The sequence below is a fragment of the Actinopolymorpha rutila genome, from assembly GCF_013407855.1.
Classification (GTDB): Bacteria; Actinomycetota; Actinomycetes; order Propionibacteriales; family Actinopolymorphaceae; genus Actinopolymorpha; species Actinopolymorpha rutila.
Genome location: NZ_JACBZH010000001.1, coordinates 3,092,258 through 3,110,835 on the forward strand (window position 1 = coordinate 3,092,258; position 18,578 = coordinate 3,110,835).

An 18,578-nucleotide genomic window follows, 5' to 3' on the forward strand; every position below is an offset into this window, starting at 1 on the left:
TTGGACGGTCCAGGGTTGTTCAGCCGGCGGACTCGCCACCGGAGGACTCGGGCCCGACGGACCGCGCGTGTTCCTCCACGACGTCGGCGAGGGTCTGGGCCAGCAGCCCGGCGACCGGCATGGCCACCCCCGCGACCCGGCCGGCGGCGACCACCTCCCACAGGTCCTTGCTCCACGGCCGGGACCGGACGGGCACCTCCGACGCGTCGTAGGCCTGCGCCGTGCGGTCGAAGAAGCCCCACTCACGCGCCGACCAGGAGTCGCCGGTGCTGGTGCGGGCGACCTCCAGGACGGTCTCGACCGGGACCTCGTGTGCCTGCGCCAGGCGCAGCGCCTCGTGGGTGCCGGCGAGGGAGGCGAACATCATCAGCTGGTTGGCGAGCTTGACCGCGGCACCCGCCCCGGGCGGCCCGGCGTGCACCACCTGCTCGGCGATCGTGTCGAGGTAGGGCCGCGCCGGGTCCAGCGCCCCCTCGTCCGCACCGACCATGACCGTGAGCGCCCCTCGTTCAGCACGTTCGGCCCCACCGCTCACGGGCGCGTCCAGGAACGCCAGCGAACGCTTCCGGGCGCGCTCACCGAGCTCCCGTGCCGTCGCGGGCAGCACCGTGCTGTGCACGGCGAGCACCGCGTCGTCGGCCAGCTGGCCGAGCAGCTTCGGGGTGTCCAGTACGGCGGTCACGGTGTCGTCGTCGGGTACGGCGAGAGCGAGCACCTGGCAACCGGCGAGGTCGCCGAGGGAGTCCGCGCCGTCCGCACCACGCTCGGCCATCGTGGCGACCGGGCCCGGGTTCACGTCGTACGCCGTGACCGACCACCCGGCCCGAACCAGCGCGGTGGCCATCGGGAGTCCGAGGTTGCCCAGCCCGACGAACCCGATCCGGGCCGATTTCGGTAGCGCGGCCATGGGCGGTCTCCTCTGGTCGGCGGTGATCTTGGTGACTATTGTCTACAACAGGCAAGCGCCTTCCACAATCGCCGAAGGGAACGCTTCGTGGCCGGACGTCGCCGCATCGACCCGCCGAGCCTGGTGCAACTCGCCGCCCAGGAGCTACGCCGGATGATCCTGGCCGGTGAGCTGGCGCCCGGTGAACGCCTGATCGAGGAGCGGCTCACCGAGGAGCTCGGGATCAGCCGGCCACCGCTGCGCGAGGCGATGCGGACGCTGCAGCACGAGGGCCTGGTCGAGATCACTCCGCGTCGCGGTGCGTCGGTGACCCGGTTGGCCGACAGCGACGTCGTGGAGATCCTGACGCTGAGGTCCGCGCTGGAGCGGCTGGCCGTCGAGATGGGCGTACCCGTGACCGATCCGGCCAGGCTCGCCCGCTGCCATGCGGCGCTGGCCGAGATGGAGCGCTGCGCCGAGCAGGCCGACCGCGCCCAGCTGGTCGAGCGGGGCTATGAGTTCCACCGCGCGATCGTCGGCCTTGCCGGCCACCGGCGGCTGGAGGGGACCTACGACTCGCTGCACCAGCAGCTCCTGTGGTGCATGGCGATGAACCTCCACACCCGCGAGCACTACTACGAGGATCTCGCCACCCACGTCGCCCGTCACCGTGACCTGCTCGACCTGATCGAGGCCGGCGACCCGGACGCCGTACTGGAGTCGCTGGCGCACCACGGCGAGCGGTCGTTCACCCACGGCTTCCACCAGCCACAGCAAGGCGCAGGAACCGCAACAGACGCAACAGACGCACCAGACGCAGTGAGCAGGTGACAACGGCTACGCCCGACCAGCACCCCGAGAGAGGTGGACCGTGCACGGTAGCTCCGCACCTCACGATGTCGCTCGTCCCGACCTGTCCCGGCGAGGCTTCCTGGCCCGTGCCGGATTCGCCGCCGCCGGCCTCGGCTCCGTGGCCGCGGCGTGCTCACCGTTTCGTGGTGAGGTGGACGACGAGAAGTCCGGTTCCACCACGATCCGGTTCATCACCCCGGCCGACCTGGGGCTGGAACGCACGCTCTACAAGCGTTATCTGAGGGACTTCGAGAAGGCTAACCCGGGCACCAAGGTCTCCGTGACCTTCGAGGCCTGGGACGACTACATGACCAAGCTGCCCACGTTGCTGGCCGGCGGTGCCGTACCCGATCTCATCCACCAGCACCAGAGCATCGTGCAGGACTACGGCCACCGCGATGCGCTGCTCGACCTCGCGCCGTTGATGAAGCGGGACGGCATCGACCGGTCCGCGTTCGTGCCCGCGCTGATCGACGACTTCAGCGACGGCGGCAAGATCTACGGCATTCCCAAGGACTCCGCGGCGTGGGGCGTCTACTACAACAAGGACATGTTCGACGCGGCCGGCGTGGCATATCCGAAGGACGACTGGACGATGGACGACCTTCGCGAGACCGCGCGGAAACTGACGCGGGACAAGCAGGGCCGCGGGCCGGGCGACCCGGGCTTCGACGGCAGGCAGATCAAGCAGTGGGGGCTGAACTGGCTGGCCCCGACGCCGACCGACTCCGAGACCAGCCGGGCGTTCGTACGGGCGTTCGGCGGTGACTGGTACGACGCGAAGTACCAGAAGACACTGGTCGACCAGCCTCCCGCGCTCGCCGACTTCGAGTTCTTCCGGTCGATGCGGTGCGAGGACCGCAGCACGCCCTCTCCGTCGCAGGAGCTCGGCCAGGGTGACCCGTTCCGGTCCGGGCTGACGGCGATGTCGGTCAGCTTCCACTCCCAGGACTTCTTCCTGCGGCAGGAGAAGGCGAAGTTCTCGTGGGGGATCACGTTCGTGCCGAAGGGGCCGGGCGGGCAGTTCGTCGCGGTCGGCTGCAGCGGCTGGGCGATTCCCAAGCAGGCCAAGAACAAGGAGGCCGCCTGGAAGCTGCTGAAGCACCTCACCAGCCCGCCGGTGCAGCAGGGTTTCGCCAAGCAGCACAGGTGGGGGCCGAGCGTGCGGGCGGCACTTGACTCGCTGGTGCCGAAGGACCCGACCGACGGGTTCGTCAGGGTGCACGTCGACCCGTTGCTCGACCGCAGCGACCGTACGGTCATCAGCTTCAAGTTCCCGGCCAACCAGTCGCGGATCAAGGAGATCTACGCCACGCAGTTCGATCCGCTGTGGACCACGTGTGCCACCAAGGATGTTCGTGGTGCCGCCGCGCAGACCAGGGCGCAGGTGGACTCGATCCTCGCGCAGGGGTGATCGGCGATGGTCACGCAGACGGCGAACCCGCGGGAGGAGCCGGCGACCCGCGGACGGGGCGGCCTCGGCGGCCTCGGCGGGAGGCGCGGGTCACGTGGCCCGCTCGGCACCCGGCGCCGGGAGGCGATCGACGGCTACCTGTTCATCGCGCCCTGGCTGGTCGGGTTCGTGTTCCTGGTCGCGGGTCCGATGCTCGCCTCGCTGGTGATGGCCTTCCTGAACTGGGACCTGTTCAGTCCGCCCACCTGGGCGGGCCTCGGCAACTTCCGGTTGCTGCTGCACGACCGGCTGGTGGGGATCTCGTTGTGGAACACCGCGTTCTTCACCGTGATCAGCGTCCCGCTCAACCTGGTGACCGCACTCGGCGCGGCGATGCTGCTCAACCAGCGGGTGCATTTCCGCTCGGTGTTCCGGACGTTGTTCTACCTGCCCGCGGTGATGCCGGCGGTGGCGAACGCGATCCTGTGGTTCTGGATCCTCAACCCCGAGGTGGGCCTTGCCAACTCGCTGTTGCGCATGGTCGGGCTGCCCGAACTCCAGTGGCTGCAGGACCCGCACACCGCCAAGCCGTCGTTCATCCTGATGAACCTGTGGGGGATCGGCAACACCATGGTGATCTTCCTGGCCGGCCTGCAGGGCATTCCGCAGACGCTGCACGACGCCGCCCAGGTGGACGGCGCGAACTGGTGGCACCGGTTCTGGGCGGTGACCGTGCCAATGCTCTCGCCGGTGATCCTGTTCAACCTCGTGCTCGGCGTCATCGCGTCGTTCCAGATCTTCACCAGCGCGTTCCTCCTTGCCGGGAACGGCGGACCGGAGCAGTCCACGTTGTTCTCGGTGCTCTACCTGTATCGCCTGGGGTTCGAGCAGTTCCGGATGGGCTACGCCGCGGCGTACGCGTGGGTGGTCTTCCTCGTCATCCTGGTCTTCTCGCTGGTGCAGTTCCGGCTGTCGCGGTCGTGGGTGCACTACGAGGGTGAGGACGCACGATGAGCGCGACGAGGGTGAGCGCGACGAGGGTGACCGCGACGAGGGGCGGTGCGCGGAGGGGCCCTGCGATCGCTCGGCAGACGGTTCTGTACGCCGTGCTGGCGGCCCTCGCGGCCGTCTTCTCCATCCCGATGATCTGGCTGGTGTCCACGTCACTGAAGGCCCAGGGGCAGGTGTTCGCCTATCCGCCGGTGTGGGTGCCGAGCCCGGTGCGGTGGGTCAACTACCTGGAGGCGATGGACCGGGCACCGCTCCTGGTCTGGCTGGCCAACACCGCCATGATCACCATCCTGGCGATGGCGGGGACCCTGCTGTCGAGTTCGCTGGTGGCGTTCGGCTTCGCCAGGTTGCGGTTCCCGGGCCGGCGGCTGCTGTTCTACCTGCTGCTGTCCACGATGATGCTGCCGGACGTGGTGACGCTGGTGCCGCAGTTCGTGTTGTTCCGGTCGCTGGGCTGGGTGGACACGTTCGCGCCGCTGGTGGTGCCGGCGTTCCTCGGCGGCGGAGCTTTCAACATCTTTCTGGTGCGCCAGTTCTACCTGACGATCCCGCGTGACTTCGACGAGGCGGCCCGGCTCGACGGCGCCTCGAACCTGCGGATCTGGTGGCACATCCTGCTGCCGCTGTCCCGGCCGGTGCTGGTCGCGGTGGGCATCTTCTCGTTCGTCTATCACTGGAACGACTTCCTGCTGCCGCTGATCTACCTGCAGAGTGAGGGAAACAAGACGCTGGCGCTCGGGCTGCGGGCGTTCATCTCGCCCACGGACGCGTCGTGGAACATCAGCATGGCGGCGTCGATGTTCCTGGTGGTCCCGGTGCTGATCGTGTTCTTCGTGGCGCAGCGGCAGTTCATCCGGGGCGTGGTGATGACCGGCATCTCGGGCAGGTGAGGGGAGCGCACATGGACCAGGCGAGCCTTTCGGGGGTACGCGTGGTGGAGGTCGGCGTCTTCATGGCCGCGCCGTTCGCCGGGATGCAACTCGCCGACCTCGGCGCCGACGTGGTGAAGGTGGAGCCGCCCGGGCGGGGAGACCCGGCCCGCCAGGTCGGGCCGTACCTGCGGGGTGAGGGGTCGGCGTTCGTCCGGCTCAACCGCAACAAGCGTTCGGTGGCGGTCGACCTGAAGCACCCGGACGGCAAGGTGGTGTTGACACGGTTGCTCACGACCGCCGACGTGTTCCTGCAGAACCTCCGCCCGGGGGCGATGGACGCGCTCGGCTTCGACTACGAGAGCGTGCGGGCGCTGAACCCGCGGCTGGTGTACGTGTCGCTGTCGGGATGGGGACAGGACGGCCCGCGGGCGAGCCTGCCCGGCCTGGACGTGATGACGCAGGCGCGGGCGGGGCTGATGAGCATCACGGGGGAGCCGGACGGCCCGCCGGCGAAGGTGGGCGTACCGCTGTGCGACCTCACCTGTGGGCTGTACGCCGCGCTGGCGGCGCTGGCCGCGTTGCGTGCGCGGGACGCGAGCGGGGAAGGGCAGCACGTCGACGTGTCGCTGTTCGAGTCGGCGGTGTCGATGGGCATCTGGGAGGCCGGGAGGTACTTCGCCACCGGCGAGGTCGGCGGCCGGCTGGGCTCGGCGCACCAGAGCACCGCCCCGTACCAGGCGTTCGCCACCGCCGACGGATGGGTGACGTTCGGCGCCGTCACGCCGCGCTCCTGGGTCGCGGCCTGTGACGTGCTGGGCCTGGGCGAACTGGCCGACGACCCGCGCCTTGCCGACGCCTACCAGCGACAGCTGCTGCGGGCCGAGTTGTCCCCGGTGATCGAGCGCGCAACCCGCGGTTGGCGAAGCGACTACCTGGTGCGGGCGCTGGAGAAGGCCGGCGTTCCGTGCGCTCCGATCGCCGACTACGCCGAGGTGTTCACCGACGACCACCTGGGGGAGCGGGGCTACTACTGGGACGCGCCGCACCCTACGCTCGGCGAGGTCCGCCAGCTCGGCTCGCCGATGCGGATGTCGGCGACCCCGCCGGTGCGCGGCCGAGCCGGCCCGTCGCTGGGCGCCGACAGCCGAGAGGTCCTGCGCGAGGCAGGATTCGCGATGTCGGAGATCGAGCGACTGGAAGCCGCCGGCGCGGTGCGGTGCGGTGCGACGGACCGGGAAGGACGTACCGAGTGAGTGACGACGGAGCCGCGGCGGAACTGCTCGTCGAGCGCGACGGTCCGGTGCTGCGGGTGACGTTCAACCGGCCGAAGCGGCGCAACGCCATGACCTGGGCGATGTACGACGGGCTGCTGGCCGCCTGCGACCAGGCCGAGTCCGACTCCTCGATCCGGGTCATGGTGCTGCGGGGCGCCGGTGACGAGGCGTTCGTCGCGGGCACCGACATCGGGCAGTTCGGGGAGTTCACCGACGGCGACTCCGGCGTGGCGTACGAGCGGAGGATGACCCGGCTGCTGGAAGCGGTGGCAGGGGTACGGGTGCCGACCGTCGCGGTGCTCACCGGCTACTGCGTCGGCGCGGGTCTCGCCATCGCCGCGTCGTGCGACCTGCGGATCGCCGCGCGCGGCACACGGTTCGGCGTACCGATCGCGCGGACCGTCGGCAACTGCCTGTCCACGGCCACGGTCGCGTTGCTGGTGGACAACCTCGGTCCCGCCCGCACGCTGGACATGGTGTTACGGGCCAGGCTGCTGGACGAGACCGAGGTCGCGGCGGCGGGATTCCTGTCGCAGGTGTGCGAGCTCGAGGACGTCGACGATGCCGCCGAGGCGCTGGTCGCCAGGCTGGTCGAGCACGCGCCGCTGACGATGTGGGCCACCAAGCAGGCCGTACGCCGGATCATGGCCGCGCGCGTTCCCGACGGCACCGATCTCGTGCACCGCGTCTACGACAGCGCGGACTTCCGGGCGGGCGTGGCGGCGTTCGTGGCCAAGCGGCGCGCCTCTTGGACCGGCACCTGAAGTCTGTCCGCGGATCGACCTAGGGCGTGTTGCGACGGGGACGTCCTCAACGGGCGCGCCGCCCGCGGTGTAGGAGCTGAGACCGTCCCGCCAGGACTTCGGCAACCAGGGCAGCGAGGTCGTCAACCGTTGCTTCCTTCACGAACGCGAGCGGTGGCCGGGCCCACCGGGCCCGGCCACCGTGTCTCACCGTCGACTTCACGGTGTTGCTGTCAGAGCCGAGCCTTGCCGGCCGCCTTGGCCTCGGCCTGCGCGTCGGCCCGACGCTCCTTCACCTCACCGGACAGTTCGGCCTTGCGGTCCTGCGGCGCGGCCATCCGCATGGCGGCCGGAGCCTTCAGGTCCACGAACTGACCCGACACCGTGCCACGTACGCGGTTGTTCTCCCCGGTCGGCGCCGGGTCGTTCCCGGTGCCGGACAGGTTGCCGCGCACGATGTTGTTGCTCACCACGACGGTCCCGGAGTTGTTCGAGACGTCGACGTTCCCACCCCAGTAGCTCGTGCCGGAGCACGGAGCCAGCGGCCCGTCGGCCCCCAGCTGCAGGGTGTCGGAGTTGCCGGTGTAGCTGGCGTCCCCGTACACCTCGCTCTCGCAGAAGACCGAGCCCTCCTCGTTGTCGGCGACCATCAGCTTGCCGTCGATCGAGGAGTTGTAGACGTCCAGGTAACGCGTGCCCTGGCCGGTGAGCGCGCCACCGATCTGCGAGCCGTCCACGACGACCTCGCCCGGGACCGAGGCGTTGACCCGGCCGGTGACCTTGGAGTCGACGGCGTAGACGAAGCCGTCGTACTCAGAACCCTCGTCGGACTTGGCGTTGACCGCGCCACCGAGGTTGCTGCCGTAGAAGTACGATCCGAACGCGTTGTCGGCCGTGACGTTCTTGATGATCGTGGTGTTGGAGGTGTCGACGTAGCCGTTCTCCGCCACGGTGACGGAACCCTTGAACGTCGCACCGTCCACGATCAGGTCGGCACCGGCCATGACCCGCACGTTGCCCTCGATGGTGGTGCCGTTGAGCCAGCAGGCCTTGCCCGCCGGAACAACCAGGTCACCCGGAACGGTGACGGCACCGCCCTCGCCGACGCAACGAGTCACCAGGTCGGCGTTGGCCGGCATCGCGAACGCGATCCCGCCGGCTGCGACCAGAGACGTCGCGGCGATTGCGCTTCGTAGCTTCATATGGTGCGGTCCTCCCCTGTGTTGGTGGTCGGCCCGCGAGGAGGAACACGTGCAGATTCAAGAAAGTCCCCCCGTACGGACAAACATCATCTTTCACGAAAGGTCCGCTATGTGAAGCTTGGTTCCATATGCTTCCGGAATCGGACGTCCGTTCCGAATCGAACGGACACCCGCCGGCCATTTCCCCGCGTCGGCGAAATGCACTCCGTCCGCCCCGGCGCGTTGGTGGATTCGTGAGAACGCAGCCGTCAGGGGATGCGCGCGGTCCACTCGGGGGTGGCGAACTTCGTCGCCGCCAAGGCCGCCGCGGCGTGCTGCTCGCCTGTCGTCAAGGTGTCGTTGACAAGGCCGTAACGCCGGCGGAAGTGCCCGACCATCCTGTCGACGATCTCCTCCCGCGGCAGTCCGGTCTGGCGCCGCAGCGGGTCCACCCGCTTGCCCGCGCTGGTCGTGCCCTTGTCGGACAGCTTCTCCCGGCCGATCCGCAGGACCTCCAGCATCTTGTCGGCGTCGATGTCGTACGCCATCGTCACGTGGTGCAGGACCGCTCCGGTGGCCAGCCGCTTCTGCGCCGCGCCGCCGATCTTGCCGCCGTCGGAGGTGATGTCGTTCAGCGGTTGGTACCACGCACGTACGCCGAGGTCCTCGTTGAACGCACCGAGCACCCAGTCGTCGAGGTAGGCGTAGGAGTCGGCGAACGACATCCCGTCGATGAGCGACGTTGGGGCGTACAACGAGTACGTGATCGTGTTGCCCGGCTCGATGAACATCGCGCCGCCACCGCTGATCCGGCGGACCACCTCGATGCCGTGCCGGCGCGCGCCCTCGGCGTCGACCTCGTTGCGCAGCGACTGGAAGCTGCCGATCACCACGCAGGGCTTCGCCCACTCCCAGATCCGCAGCGTGGGCGGACGGCGCCCCGCGGCCACGTCCACGGCCAGCACCTCGTCGATCGCCATGTGCATGGCCGGGTCCTGTGGACCCTCGTGGACCAGGTGCCAGTCGTGGTCGTGCCACTCGGTGGCCCGGGCCAGAGCGCGGCGGCAGGCGATCGCCACCGCCTGGGCGGAGAAGCCGAGGAGTACGGCGTCCGGACCGAGCCCCGCGTCCACGCGTTCGGTCAGCACCCGGGTGTCGGCGGTGGCCGGCAGCCCGGTCAGCGCGGCGTTGATCGCGTCCAGGGCCTCGTCGGGCTCGAGGAAGAAGTCACCGCTGACCCGGACGTCCGCCAGCAGGCCGTCGGCGACGTCGAGGTCGACGACCACCAGCTTGCCGCCCGGCACCTTGTACTCACCGTGCACTTCGCCACCTGCCTGTCCAGTTCGCGGTCGGCGCCACGACCGACGTGGTGTCAACGCCTGCGGACGCCGAGGTCCTTCCCGCCTCAGGCGCCCTCGAGGACCGCGTCGACGACGGCGCGTGCCTCCTTCTGCACCTCTGCGAGGTGCTCGGGCCCCTGGAACGACTCGGCGTAGATCTTGTAGACGTCCTCGGTGCCGGAGGGCCTGGCGGCGAACCACGCGCTGCGGGTCGTCACCTTGAGGCCGCCGATCGGCGCGTCGTTGCCCGGAGCCCTGGTGAGCTTGCCGATGATCTCCTCGCCGGCGAGTTCGGTGGCGGTGACCTGTTCGGGGGCCAGCCTGCCCAGGGCCGCCTTCTGCTCGCGGTTGGCGGGCGCGTCCACCCGGGCGTACGCCGGGTCCCCGAACCTCGCCGTCAGCTCGGCGTAGTGCTCGCTGGGGGAGCGGCCGGTGACCGCCTGGATTTCAGAGGCGAGCAGGGCGAGCAGGATGCCGTCCTTGTCGGTCGTCCAGACCGTTCCGTCGGTACGCAGGAACGACGCGCCGGCGCTCTCCTCGCCACCGAAGCCCACCGAGCCGTCGAGCAGCCCCGGCACGAACCACTTGAAGCCCACCGGGACCTCCAGCAGCGTGCGGCCGAGGTCGGCGGCCACCAGGTCGATCATCGACGAGCTCACCAGCGTCTTGCCGACGGCCGCGTCGCGCGGCCAGCCGTCCCGGTGCCCGAACAGGTAGGAGATCGCCACCGCGAGGTAGTGGTTGGGGTTCATCAGCCCGCCGTCGGGGGTGACGATGCCGTGCCGGTCGGCGTCGGCGTCGTTGCCGGTGGCGATCTGGTACGCCTCGCGCTGGCCGATCAGCGAGGCCATCGCGTGCGGCGAGGAGCAGTCCATCCGGATCTTGCCGTCCCAGTCCAGCGTCATGAACCGCCACGTCGGGTCCGCGACCGGGTTGACCACGGTGAGGTCCAGCCCGTACCGCTCACCGATCTCACCCCAGTAGGCGACGCTCGCCCCGCCCAGCGGGTCCGCGCCGATCCGCACCCCCGCCGACCGGACCGCGGCCAGGTCCACGACAGCCGGCAGGTCGCGCACGTAGGCGTCCAGGAAGTCGTACCGGTCGGTGGTGTCGGCGGCGCGCGCCCGGGCGAACGGGATCCGGCGCACGTCGGACAGCCCGGCGCCGACGATCTCGTTCGCGCGGTTCTGGATCCACTTGGTGACGTCGGTGTCGGCCGGCCCGCCGTTCGGCGGGTTGTACTTGAAACCGCCGTCCGCGGGCGGGTTGTGCGAGGGGGTCACCACCACGCCGTCGGCGAGGCCGTCGGTGCGGCCGCGGTTGTGGGTGAGGATCGCGTGCGACAGCGCAGGCGTGGGGGTGTAGCCGTCGCGAGCGTCGATCAGCACGGTCACGTCGTTGGCCGCGAACACCTCCAGTGCGGTGGTCCACGCCGGCTCGGACAGGGCGTGGGTGTCCCGGGCGAGGTAGAGCGGCCCGCTCACGCCGGCGTTCGCGCGGTGCTCGCAGATGGCCTGGCTGACCGCGGCGATGTGGTCGTCGTTGAACGCGAGGTTCAGGCTCGACCCGCGGTGGCCGGACGTACCGAAGGACACCTGCTGGTCGGCGACACCGGTGTCGGGGTGGCCGGCGTAGTAGGCGGTGACCAGGTGGGCGACGTCCACGAGGTCGGATTCCTCGGCGGGCTGCCCGGCACGTGCGTCGACACTCATCGGCTCGTCCCTCTCCTCGAACGCGGGGGGTCAGCGGAGTCGCGCTCCGGCTGCTCGGGTCCAGCCTGCCAGCCTGCGGCGCCGTACAGGTGGCGACCCGTCCTCGGGTGTGGCGACCTGCGGCCACGGTGCCGAATCCCGGTGGCGACCGGTCGGTGCACCCCGCAGAATGGCACCTTGTGACAGGTCCTCGACCCACCGAGGCGGCACCGGGTGGGCAGGACCCCACGGGCTGGCGCCGCCGACTCACCGCGCTGTGGCCCGACCTCACCCCGCTGCGCACCTCCCGTGACTTCCGCCTGCTGTGGATCGCCGGAACGGTGTTCTACCTGGGCGGGATGGTCAGCTACGTCGCCTTGCCGTACCAGCTCTACCACCTCACCGGCTCCAACTTCGCCGTCGGAGCGCTCGGCCTGGTGCAGCTGTTCCCGCTGGTGGTCTGCGGGTTGTACGGCGGCGCGCTGGCCGACCGCGCGGACCGGCGCAAGGTGCTGGTCGGCACCGGCCTCGGGCAGTGTCTGCTCACCGCAGTCCTCCTCGCCAACGCAGCCCTCGACCACCCGTCGGTGGCGGTGATCTACGCCGTCGGCGCGCTGCTCGCGGTCGCCCAGGCCCTGCAGCGGCCGAGCCGGGAGGCGCTCATCCCGCGGGTGGTCGGCCACGACCAGCTTCCGGCCGCGGTCGCGCTCAGCTCGATCGGCGTGCAGGTCTCCATGCTGGCCGGACCCACGCTCGGCGGGCTGATCCTGGCCTCCGGGGGAGCGGCCTGGGCGTACGCCGTGGACGTGACGGGGCTGGCCGTCGCCACGGCGATCTTCACCGGGCTGCGGCCCTGTCCGCCGGTGGCGAGGGCGATCAGTTCCGGGATCGCGGCGACCGTACGCGAGATCGGCGACGGACTGTCGTACGCCGTACGCCGCCGTGACCTGCTCGGCACCTACATCGTCGACCTGACCGCGATGTTCCTGGCGATGCCGACCGTGCTGTTCCCTGCGTTCGCCGCCGACGTGCTGCGCGAGCCGGCCGCGCTCGGGCTGCTCTACTCCGCCGGCACCGTCGGGTCGCTGCTGGCCACCGCGACCAGTGGCTGGGTCGCGCGGGTCCACCACCACGGCCGGGCGGTGGTGCTCGCGGCGGCGACCTGGGGCGCGGCGGTGGTGCTTGCCGGACTGTCCCCGTCGGTGTGGCTCGCCGTGGTCGCCCTGGCGGTGGCCGGCGCGGCCGACATGGTGAGCGGGTTGTTCCGCAGCGTCATCTGGAACCAGACCATCCCCGACGAACGCCGGGGCCGGCTCGCCGGGATCGAGATGCTGTCGTACTCCATCGGGCCGCTCGGAGGTGAGGCGCGCGCAGGCCTGGTCGCCGACGCCACCAGCGTGCGGACCGCGATCGTGAGCGGTGGCGCGCTGTGTGTCCTCGGTGTGGGGCTGGTGGCCGCCTGGCTGCACGACTTCTGGCGCTACGACGACCGCACCGACGAGCACGCCGTCCAGGAACGGGAGGTGCGTGCCGCCCGAGCCGCCGAGGAGGCGCGGGTCGGCTGAGGCAGTCCAAGGACCCTGCAACCCCGTGCAAAGCAGCCCAAGGCCGCCCCGCAAGCGGGCCTTGCCGGTGACGGAACACGGTGACGGAACGGACACGCAAGGCGGCCTTGTCATCGCGCACGGGCGCCGGGACGAGCGTGAAGATCGTCGGGGTGCCGGGTCACGGTCCGTACCGCGGGACAGATCCTGGTGGTGCCGGGGGCGGCAAGCTGCCCTGGTGTGTCGTAGTCTGGTTTCCTCAAGGAGCCGGTCACCGGCTCGGCTGACAATCGGCGTCGTCTGACAAAGGGGTTCACCGGAACGTGGTCACCGCGCTCTCGATCCTGTTGATCCTCACGAGCCTCGTGCTCGTGCTGCTGGTCCTGCTCCACAAAGGGCGGGGCGGCGGCCTGTCCGACCTGTTCGGCGGAGGGGTGACGTCGAGCCTGGGTGGCTCCTCCATCGCCGAGCGCAACCTCGACCGCATCACGGTCGGTATGGGCATCATCTGGTTCGCCTGCATCGTGGCGCTCGGTTTGTTGCTCAAGTTCAGCTAGTCTCCTCACACCCGATTCCAGCCAGTTTTCACAGCTTCACCAGACCGTCGACGTAGCGCCCGACCGTTTCCTCGAATCCGATATAACGCCGATGTCAGCATCCATCGGTCGGCACGTCAGTCATTCCGTACGAGGGAGATCGTCCGTGGCAAGTGGCAGCGCCATTCGAGGAAGCCGGGTCGGTGCCGGTCCGATGGGAGAGGCCGAGCGGGGTGACACCGCTCCACGCCGCCGCGTGACCTACTGGTGCGCCAACGGGCACGAGACCCGGCCGAGCTTCGCGATCGAGGCGACGATTCCGGACTCCTGGGACTGTCCGCGCTGCGGTCTGCCGGCCAGCGTCGACTCCGGCAACCCGCCGCCGGTGCCGCGCAACGAGCCGTACAAGACGCACCTGGCCTACGTGAAGGAACGCCGCAGCGACGAGGAGGCCCGCCAGATCCTGGAGGAGGCCCTTCAGCAGCTGCGCGCCCGGGTCAGCCGGGGCGAAGTAATTCTCTGATCCACCTGGGCTGACCTGAGCCCGGTCCGCTCGCCTCCGGCGTTGATCGCTCGATGTCGCGGCCGGGTCTCCTCGTTCGATGCGCCGTCCGATGGCCGGCCGCGTGAACCACGCGGCCGGCCATCCGCTGTTTCCGGGCTCCCGTTGCGCGTCGTCCGTCCGCGGCCAGATCGGCACCCACCTCCTTGTGCGGTGGCTCGCGTGCCAGGTCTACTGGGCCAGCAGACATCCCATGTCCCACGTCCGATCTCCTTCGTCGTGTGCTTGTACGCGGCGCCGAGGTTTGGCCGACGACGTTCCGAGGAGCCGCCATGCCCACCGCAGCAGATCCCGAACGCCGCCGGGTGTTCCGCATCGGCTCCCGTGGCCGGAGCCGGCGGCACGTCGTTCTGGCCAGCCTCTTGGCCGCCGCCACCTGCCTCGGCCTGGCCGCGGGCCCGGCTCGGGCGGCGCAGCCGGCACCGGTGAGCGCCGCCGCCGACGTGCCGGAGTTCGCCGAACAGGTGCTCTACCAGGCAGGGACCGACGGCTACTCGTGCTTCCGGATCCCCGCGATCGTCACCACGAACGACGGCACGTTGCTGGCGTTCGCCGAGGGGCGGGTGCGCACGTGCTCGGACACCGGTGACATCGATCTCGTGCTCCGCCGGTCCCACGACGGTGGACGAACCTGGGGGCCGCTGCAGGTCCTCGTCCAGGGCAACGGCGACACCCGCGGAAACCCCGTGCCGATCGTGGACCGGAAGTCCGGCCGGATCGTGCTGTTGTCGACGTACAACCCGGGCGAGAACCAGCAGATCCGCCATCCGTTCGTGCAGTACAGCGAGGACGACGGCGCCACCTGGACCGCGCCCCGCGACCTCACCGCCCAGATCAGCCGGCCCGAGTGGGAGTGGTGGTACGGCACCGGCCCGGTACACGGCATCCAGCTTCGGCGCGGGCCACACGCCGGCCGGATGGTGGCACCGGCGTACTTCAACGAACCCGGAGGCAGTCCGGGTGGCGTGGTGCTGGCGCTCAGCGACGACGGCGGGCTCACCTGGCGGCGCGGCGCGGTCGACCGGCGGGACAGCCAGACGATGATCCCGGGCGAGAACACCGTCGTGGAACTCACCGACGGCCGGATCTACGACTCCGCCCGCGAAGGGGGCGCCGACCCCGACCCGGGCAACCGGGCATACGCGATCAGCAGCGACGGCGGCGAGACCTTCGACGCGCCGTTCGTGACCGACCCGCGGATCGAGGTGCCGACCGTCCAGGGCGCATTGCTGCGGCTGTCGGCCACCGACGAGGGTGACGCCCGCAACCGGCTGCTCTTCGCCGCGCCGGCGCACCCGGCCGCCCGGGAGGTGATGACGGTCCGCTCCTCCTACGACGAGGCCGCGAGCTGGGACACCTGGGAGCAGGGGAAGGTGATCCACTGGGGGCCGTCCGCGTACTCCGACCTGACCGAGCTGAGCCCCGGCGTCATCGGGCTGCTCTACGAGGCGGGTGGCTTCAGCCCGTACGAGGAGATTCGCTTCGCCCGCATGAACGAGGCCTACCTCGACACGCCGAACGGCACTCGGCCAGGCATCCCCGGCCCGCCGGCTCCCGGCCCGACGACGCCGAACCTCGCCACCGGCGACCGGTCCGCCGTTGACCGTGCGACGGCGTTCGTGCGCGGAGGCGCGAGCCTGACCTCAGGCCGGTTCGGGAAGGCTCTGAACCTCGACGGGGTGGACGACCGGGTGGAGGTGCCGTACGACCGGTCGATCGACCTGGGCGCCGGCGACTTCACCTGGTCGACGTGGTTCCGCTACACCGCCACGTCCGGCACGCACACGCTCGGCTGGGCCTACCGGCTGGGGCCGAACACCACGCCGCAGGTCTGGTTCCGCGCCGAGCCGGGCAGCAACCGGCTGCGTGCTCTGCTGGGCACGGGCTTCGGCACGGCCACCCTCACCGCGTCCGGCGCCCACAACGACGGCGAATGGCACCAGGTGGTGCTGCAGCGGGTCGGGCGACGCTTCCTGATGTGGGTGGACGGTGCGCAGGTCGCGGCCGCCAACTCGCCGTCGGGGTCGGTCACCGAGGGAAAGGAGTTCGGTGTCCAGGGCATTCACGTCGGTGAGCGGGTGGACGGAACCAGCCGGTTCCACGGCTCGCTGGACGAGGTGCGGGTCTACCGGCGCGCCCTGGCTCCGGCGGAGATCACCCGGCTGTACGAGCACAACCTGTCCGGCCGCCGCGGCCTGGCGTTGTGGCTGCCGTTCGAGCGCATCGACCCGAACTGACGCGGCCGACAGGACATTGATCAGACGTCCGTTCAGTGAGGTGGGGAGACTTACGGGGCCCCGAACCCCCGTAAGTCTCCCCACCTCGGTCCGTTCAGCCTCGAAGTAGGTGGTCCAGTGCGGAGGGCAGGTCGTCGGCGATGTGAGTGGGCTTGAACGGCAGGTCGGCAGGCCACTGCCGGCCCAGGTGCAGCCACACGCTGGGCAGGCCCAGCCGGTCGGCTCCGGCGATGTCGGCATGCGGGGAGTCGCCGACCACCCAGCCGCCATCCTCCAGCCGGGCGCCCACCGACGCGGCGGCCGCGGCGAAGATCTCCCGCTCCGGCTTGCGGTGCCCGACCGCCTGCGAGACGGCCCAGCCCGAGACCTCGCGGTCCAGGCCGCTCACCGCGAGCTTGCGTTCCTGCTGACGCGTACGCCCGTTGGTGACGACGACGCACGTCCAGCCGGCCTCCGTCGCCCGTCGCAGGGCGCGCCGAACCCGATCCGCCAGCCGCACGTGCTCCGCCGCGCCGTTGTCGAGGAACCTCTGCACCTCTTCGGCGGACAGCGAGGGATGGCGTTCCAGCAGGGCATCCCCGACGACCGAGCGGAGGGTGTACCCACTGGCGTCGACCGACGCCAGCCACTCGACGTCGGCGGAAGGCAGCCCGTGCTCGGCGAGGAACGCCACCGCGGCGGATCGGAAGGCGCCGTCGCGGTCGAGAAGAGTGTTGTCGAGGTCGAGGAAGAGCAGGGCCATGTCAGCGCCGGACGGTACGGCTGCGGCTCGGCTCGCTCTCGTGCTGGATCCGGTCGAGGGCGGTGACGACGTAGGTGTAGGTCCGTCCCTTGCTCGCCGAGGTGTCCACGAACGTCTGCCTGCCCGATCCGGTGTCCCGCACCGTCGCCACCAGGCCGTGCGCGTCGGCGAGGTCGCAGGTGCCCACCGTGACTCGTCCGTCGAACCGGTACACGGCGTACGACGTGGCGCCCAGCCCGTTGGCCGGCCGGCTCACCCAGCTCAGCCGAACACCGTCCGCGACCGGCTCGGCGGCGCTCAGCACCGGCTGGGCCGGCGCGTGCCCGCCGAGTTGCTCGGCCACCGGAATCAGTGCGGGCCGGGTGTAGTGCTCGGCGAGCACGATATTCATGTGCTCGAGCCGGTTGGCCCGGACGTCCTTCGCGCTGAAGTACACGTCGCCGAGCACCTCGGGGTAGTCGCGGTTGAAGGTGAGGTGCCGGCTCATCTCGTTCGGATCGGACCACTCCGGCGACTGCGTGGAAGTGCCTACCTTGTACGTGGCCTGGCCGATGAAGAGCTGGACGTTGGTGCCCGCGACCTGCTCCGACCACCAGGGGATCAGCACGGCGTAGTCGGCCGGCGCGAAGCCGATGCTCCAGTAGACCTGCGGGACGATGTAGTCGATCCACTCCTCCCGCACCCACTTGCGGGTGTCGGCCGCGAGGTCGTCGTAGGTCTGCACACCCGCGGTGGTGGCCGAGCCCTCCGGGTCGGTGGCCTGGTTGCGCCAGACGGCGAACGGGCTGATGCCGAACTTCACCCACGGCTTGGCGTCCTTGATCCGGGCGCCCAGCTCCTGGATCAGCAGGTCGATGTTGTGCCGCCGCCAGGACGCCTTGTCGGGGAAGCCGTCGCCGTACTGCTCGTACGTCGCGTCGTCGTCGAACGGCTTCGTCCCCGACGGGTAGGGGTAGAAGTAGTCGTCGAAGTGCACGCCGTCGATGTCGTACCGCCGCACCGCGTCCATGATCGCGTCCTCGACGAAGCGGCGCACCTGCGGAATGCCGGGGTTGTAGTAGAGCTTGGCGCCGTAGGCCACGATCCAGTCCGGGTGCACCCGGGCGGGGTGGTCCGGGGTGAGGACGGACGGGTCGGTTCCCATGCTCACGCGGTAGGGGTTGAACCACGCGTGGAACTCCAGGTTGCGCGCGTGCGCCTCCCGGACCGCGAACTCCAGCGGGTCGTAGCCGGGGTCGCGTCCCTGCGTGCCGGTGAGCCAGGCGGACCAGGGCTCGTACGGCGACGGCCAGAACGCGTCGGCGGTGGGCCTGACCTGGACCACGACCGTGTTGAACCGGTTGCGCTCCGCGTCGTCCAGCAGGGCGTGGTATTCCGCCTGCTGCTCGGCGACGCTGAGCCCGGGACGGGAGGGCCAGTCGATGTTGGCCACGCTCGCGATCCACACGGCACGGAACTGCCGCTTGGGGGTGGCCGGATCCGGCGCCGGGCAGTTCGCGGCGGCGTTGCTCGTCACTCCGGTCACCGGAGCGGCCGCGGCGGGGGAGGCGCCGAGCGCGAGTCCTCCGGACACCGAGGCGAACGCGGCGGACAGGCCCACGCCCAGGACGCCGCGGCGGGACACCTCGCGCGCCGGCTGCCGACCACGGGCCTCTGCGGACGACTCAGCGAACGACGGTGCGGACGACTCTGCGAACCCGGACTCGTGGACCAC

Annotated in this window: 16 protein-coding genes; 10 read left to right on the top strand and 6 right to left on the bottom strand. The window is 70.4% G+C overall.

Annotated features, from left to right (window positions below; all coding sequences use genetic code 11):
* Positions 1-19 precede the first annotated feature (19 nt).
* The gene (locus tag F4554_RS13750) at positions 20-907 is read right to left on the bottom strand and encodes an NAD(P)-dependent oxidoreductase (protein ID WP_179787747.1); all 888 of its coding nucleotides are present in this window, start codon (positions 905-907) and stop codon (positions 20-22) included.
* Between the two features lie 87 nt (positions 908-994).
* Here F4554_RS13750 and F4554_RS13755 point away from each other — a divergent pair, with 87 nt between their 5' ends.
* The 6 genes from F4554_RS13755 to F4554_RS13780 are packed head-to-tail and all read left to right on the top strand — an operon-like array spanning position 995 to position 7,052.
* Positions 995-1,717, top strand: coding sequence for a GntR family transcriptional regulator (locus F4554_RS13755; protein ID WP_337796026.1), 723 nt, complete (start codon positions 995-997; stop codon positions 1,715-1,717).
* 40 nt (positions 1,718-1,757) lie between these two features.
* Positions 1,758-3,152, top strand: coding sequence for an extracellular solute-binding protein (locus F4554_RS13760; RefSeq protein ID WP_179787748.1), 1,395 nt, complete (start codon positions 1,758-1,760; stop codon positions 3,150-3,152).
* Positions 3,153-3,158: 6 nt separating this feature from the next.
* Positions 3,159-4,145 (top strand): carbohydrate ABC transporter permease, encoded by a 987-nt coding sequence (locus F4554_RS13765; protein WP_179787749.1) that lies wholly within the window; start codon positions 3,159-3,161, stop codon positions 4,143-4,145.
* Positions 4,142-5,032: a carbohydrate ABC transporter permease gene (locus F4554_RS13770; RefSeq protein ID WP_179787750.1), complete on the top strand. Its 891-nt coding sequence runs from the start codon at positions 4,142-4,144 to the stop codon at positions 5,030-5,032. The genes F4554_RS13765 and F4554_RS13770 overlap by 4 nt, the downstream gene beginning before the upstream one ends.
* A gap of 11 nt (positions 5,033-5,043) precedes the next feature.
* Positions 5,044-6,267, top strand: coding sequence for a CaiB/BaiF CoA transferase family protein (locus F4554_RS13775; RefSeq protein WP_179787751.1), 1,224 nt, complete (start codon positions 5,044-5,046; stop codon positions 6,265-6,267).
* The gene (locus tag F4554_RS13780) at positions 6,264-7,052 is read left to right on the top strand and encodes an enoyl-CoA hydratase (RefSeq protein WP_179787752.1); all 789 of its coding nucleotides are present in this window, start codon (positions 6,264-6,266) and stop codon (positions 7,050-7,052) included. The genes F4554_RS13775 and F4554_RS13780 overlap by 4 nt, the downstream gene beginning before the upstream one ends.
* A 212-nt stretch (positions 7,053-7,264) precedes the next feature.
* On the opposite strand, the gene F4554_RS13785 is transcribed toward F4554_RS13780, so the two are convergent.
* The 3 genes from F4554_RS13785 to pgm all read right to left on the bottom strand — a co-directional run bounded on the left by F4554_RS13785 (position 7,265) and on the right by pgm (position 11,264).
* Entirely contained in the window at positions 7,265-8,233 is a 969-nt protein-coding gene (locus tag F4554_RS13785; protein WP_179787753.1) for a hypothetical protein, read from the bottom strand.
* Positions 8,234-8,481: 248 nt separating this feature from the next.
* Positions 8,482-9,534, bottom strand: coding sequence for a lipoate-protein ligase LplAB (locus tag F4554_RS13790; protein WP_179787754.1), 1,053 nt, complete (start codon positions 9,532-9,534; stop codon positions 8,482-8,484).
* A gap of 83 nt (positions 9,535-9,617) precedes the next feature.
* Positions 9,618-11,264 (bottom strand): phosphoglucomutase (alpha-D-glucose-1,6-bisphosphate-dependent), encoded by a 1,647-nt coding sequence (pgm, locus tag F4554_RS13795; RefSeq protein ID WP_179787755.1) that lies wholly within the window; start codon positions 11,262-11,264, stop codon positions 9,618-9,620.
* A gap of 179 nt (positions 11,265-11,443) precedes the next feature.
* Between pgm and F4554_RS13800 the strand changes: the two genes are divergently transcribed.
* The 4 genes from F4554_RS13800 to F4554_RS13815 all read left to right on the top strand — a co-directional run bounded on the left by F4554_RS13800 (position 11,444) and on the right by F4554_RS13815 (position 16,122).
* On the top strand, positions 11,444-12,808 hold the full coding sequence (locus tag F4554_RS13800) for an MFS transporter (RefSeq protein WP_179787756.1): 1,365 nt from the start codon (positions 11,444-11,446) through the stop codon (positions 12,806-12,808).
* A 302-nt stretch (positions 12,809-13,110) separates the two neighbouring features.
* Positions 13,111-13,344, top strand: coding sequence for a preprotein translocase subunit SecG (gene secG / locus F4554_RS13805; protein ID WP_092655586.1), 234 nt, complete (start codon positions 13,111-13,113; stop codon positions 13,342-13,344).
* A gap of 145 nt (positions 13,345-13,489) precedes the next feature.
* On the top strand, positions 13,490-13,846 hold the full coding sequence (locus F4554_RS13810; protein WP_179787757.1) for an RNA polymerase-binding protein RbpA: 357 nt from the start codon (positions 13,490-13,492) through the stop codon (positions 13,844-13,846).
* 311 nt (positions 13,847-14,157) lie between these two features.
* A complete protein-coding gene (locus F4554_RS13815; protein ID WP_202889283.1) occupies positions 14,158-16,122 on the top strand; it encodes a sialidase family protein in 1,965 nt (654 codons plus the stop codon).
* A 94-nt stretch (positions 16,123-16,216) separates the two neighbouring features.
* Here F4554_RS13815 and F4554_RS13820 read toward each other — a convergent pair whose 3' ends face one another.
* A complete protein-coding gene (locus F4554_RS13820) occupies positions 16,217-16,864 on the bottom strand; it encodes an HAD family hydrolase (protein WP_179787758.1) in 648 nt (215 codons plus the stop codon).
* Between the two features lies 1 nt (position 16,865).
* Positions 16,866-18,578 (bottom strand): glycoside hydrolase family 10-like protein, encoded by a 1,713-nt coding sequence (locus tag F4554_RS13825; protein ID WP_337796027.1) that lies wholly within the window; start codon positions 18,576-18,578, stop codon positions 16,866-16,868.

Bases quoted from the DNA above. Each gene is read 5' to 3' on its own strand.
- F4554_RS13750 (WP_179787747.1), bottom strand. From the start codon at position 907: ATGGCCGCGCTACCGAAATCGGCCCGGATCGGGTTCGTCGGGCTGGGC.
- F4554_RS13765 (WP_179787749.1), top strand. From the start codon at position 3,159: ATGGTCACGCAGACGGCGAACCCGCGGGAGGAGCCGGCGACCCGCGGA.
- F4554_RS13770 (WP_179787750.1), top strand. From the start codon at position 4,142: ATGAGCGCGACGAGGGTGAGCGCGACGAGGGTGACCGCGACGAGGGGC.
- F4554_RS13775 (WP_179787751.1), top strand. From the start codon at position 5,044: ATGGACCAGGCGAGCCTTTCGGGGGTACGCGTGGTGGAGGTCGGCGTC.
- F4554_RS13785 (WP_179787753.1), bottom strand. From the start codon at position 8,233: ATGAAGCTACGAAGCGCAATCGCCGCGACGTCTCTGGTCGCAGCCGGC.
- pgm (WP_179787755.1), bottom strand. From the start codon at position 11,264: ATGAGTGTCGACGCACGTGCCGGGCAGCCCGCCGAGGAATCCGACCTC.
- F4554_RS13815 (WP_202889283.1), top strand. From the start codon at position 14,158: ATGCCCACCGCAGCAGATCCCGAACGCCGCCGGGTGTTCCGCATCGGC.
- F4554_RS13820 (WP_179787758.1), bottom strand. From the start codon at position 16,864: ATGGCCCTGCTCTTCCTCGACCTCGACAACACTCTTCTCGACCGCGAC.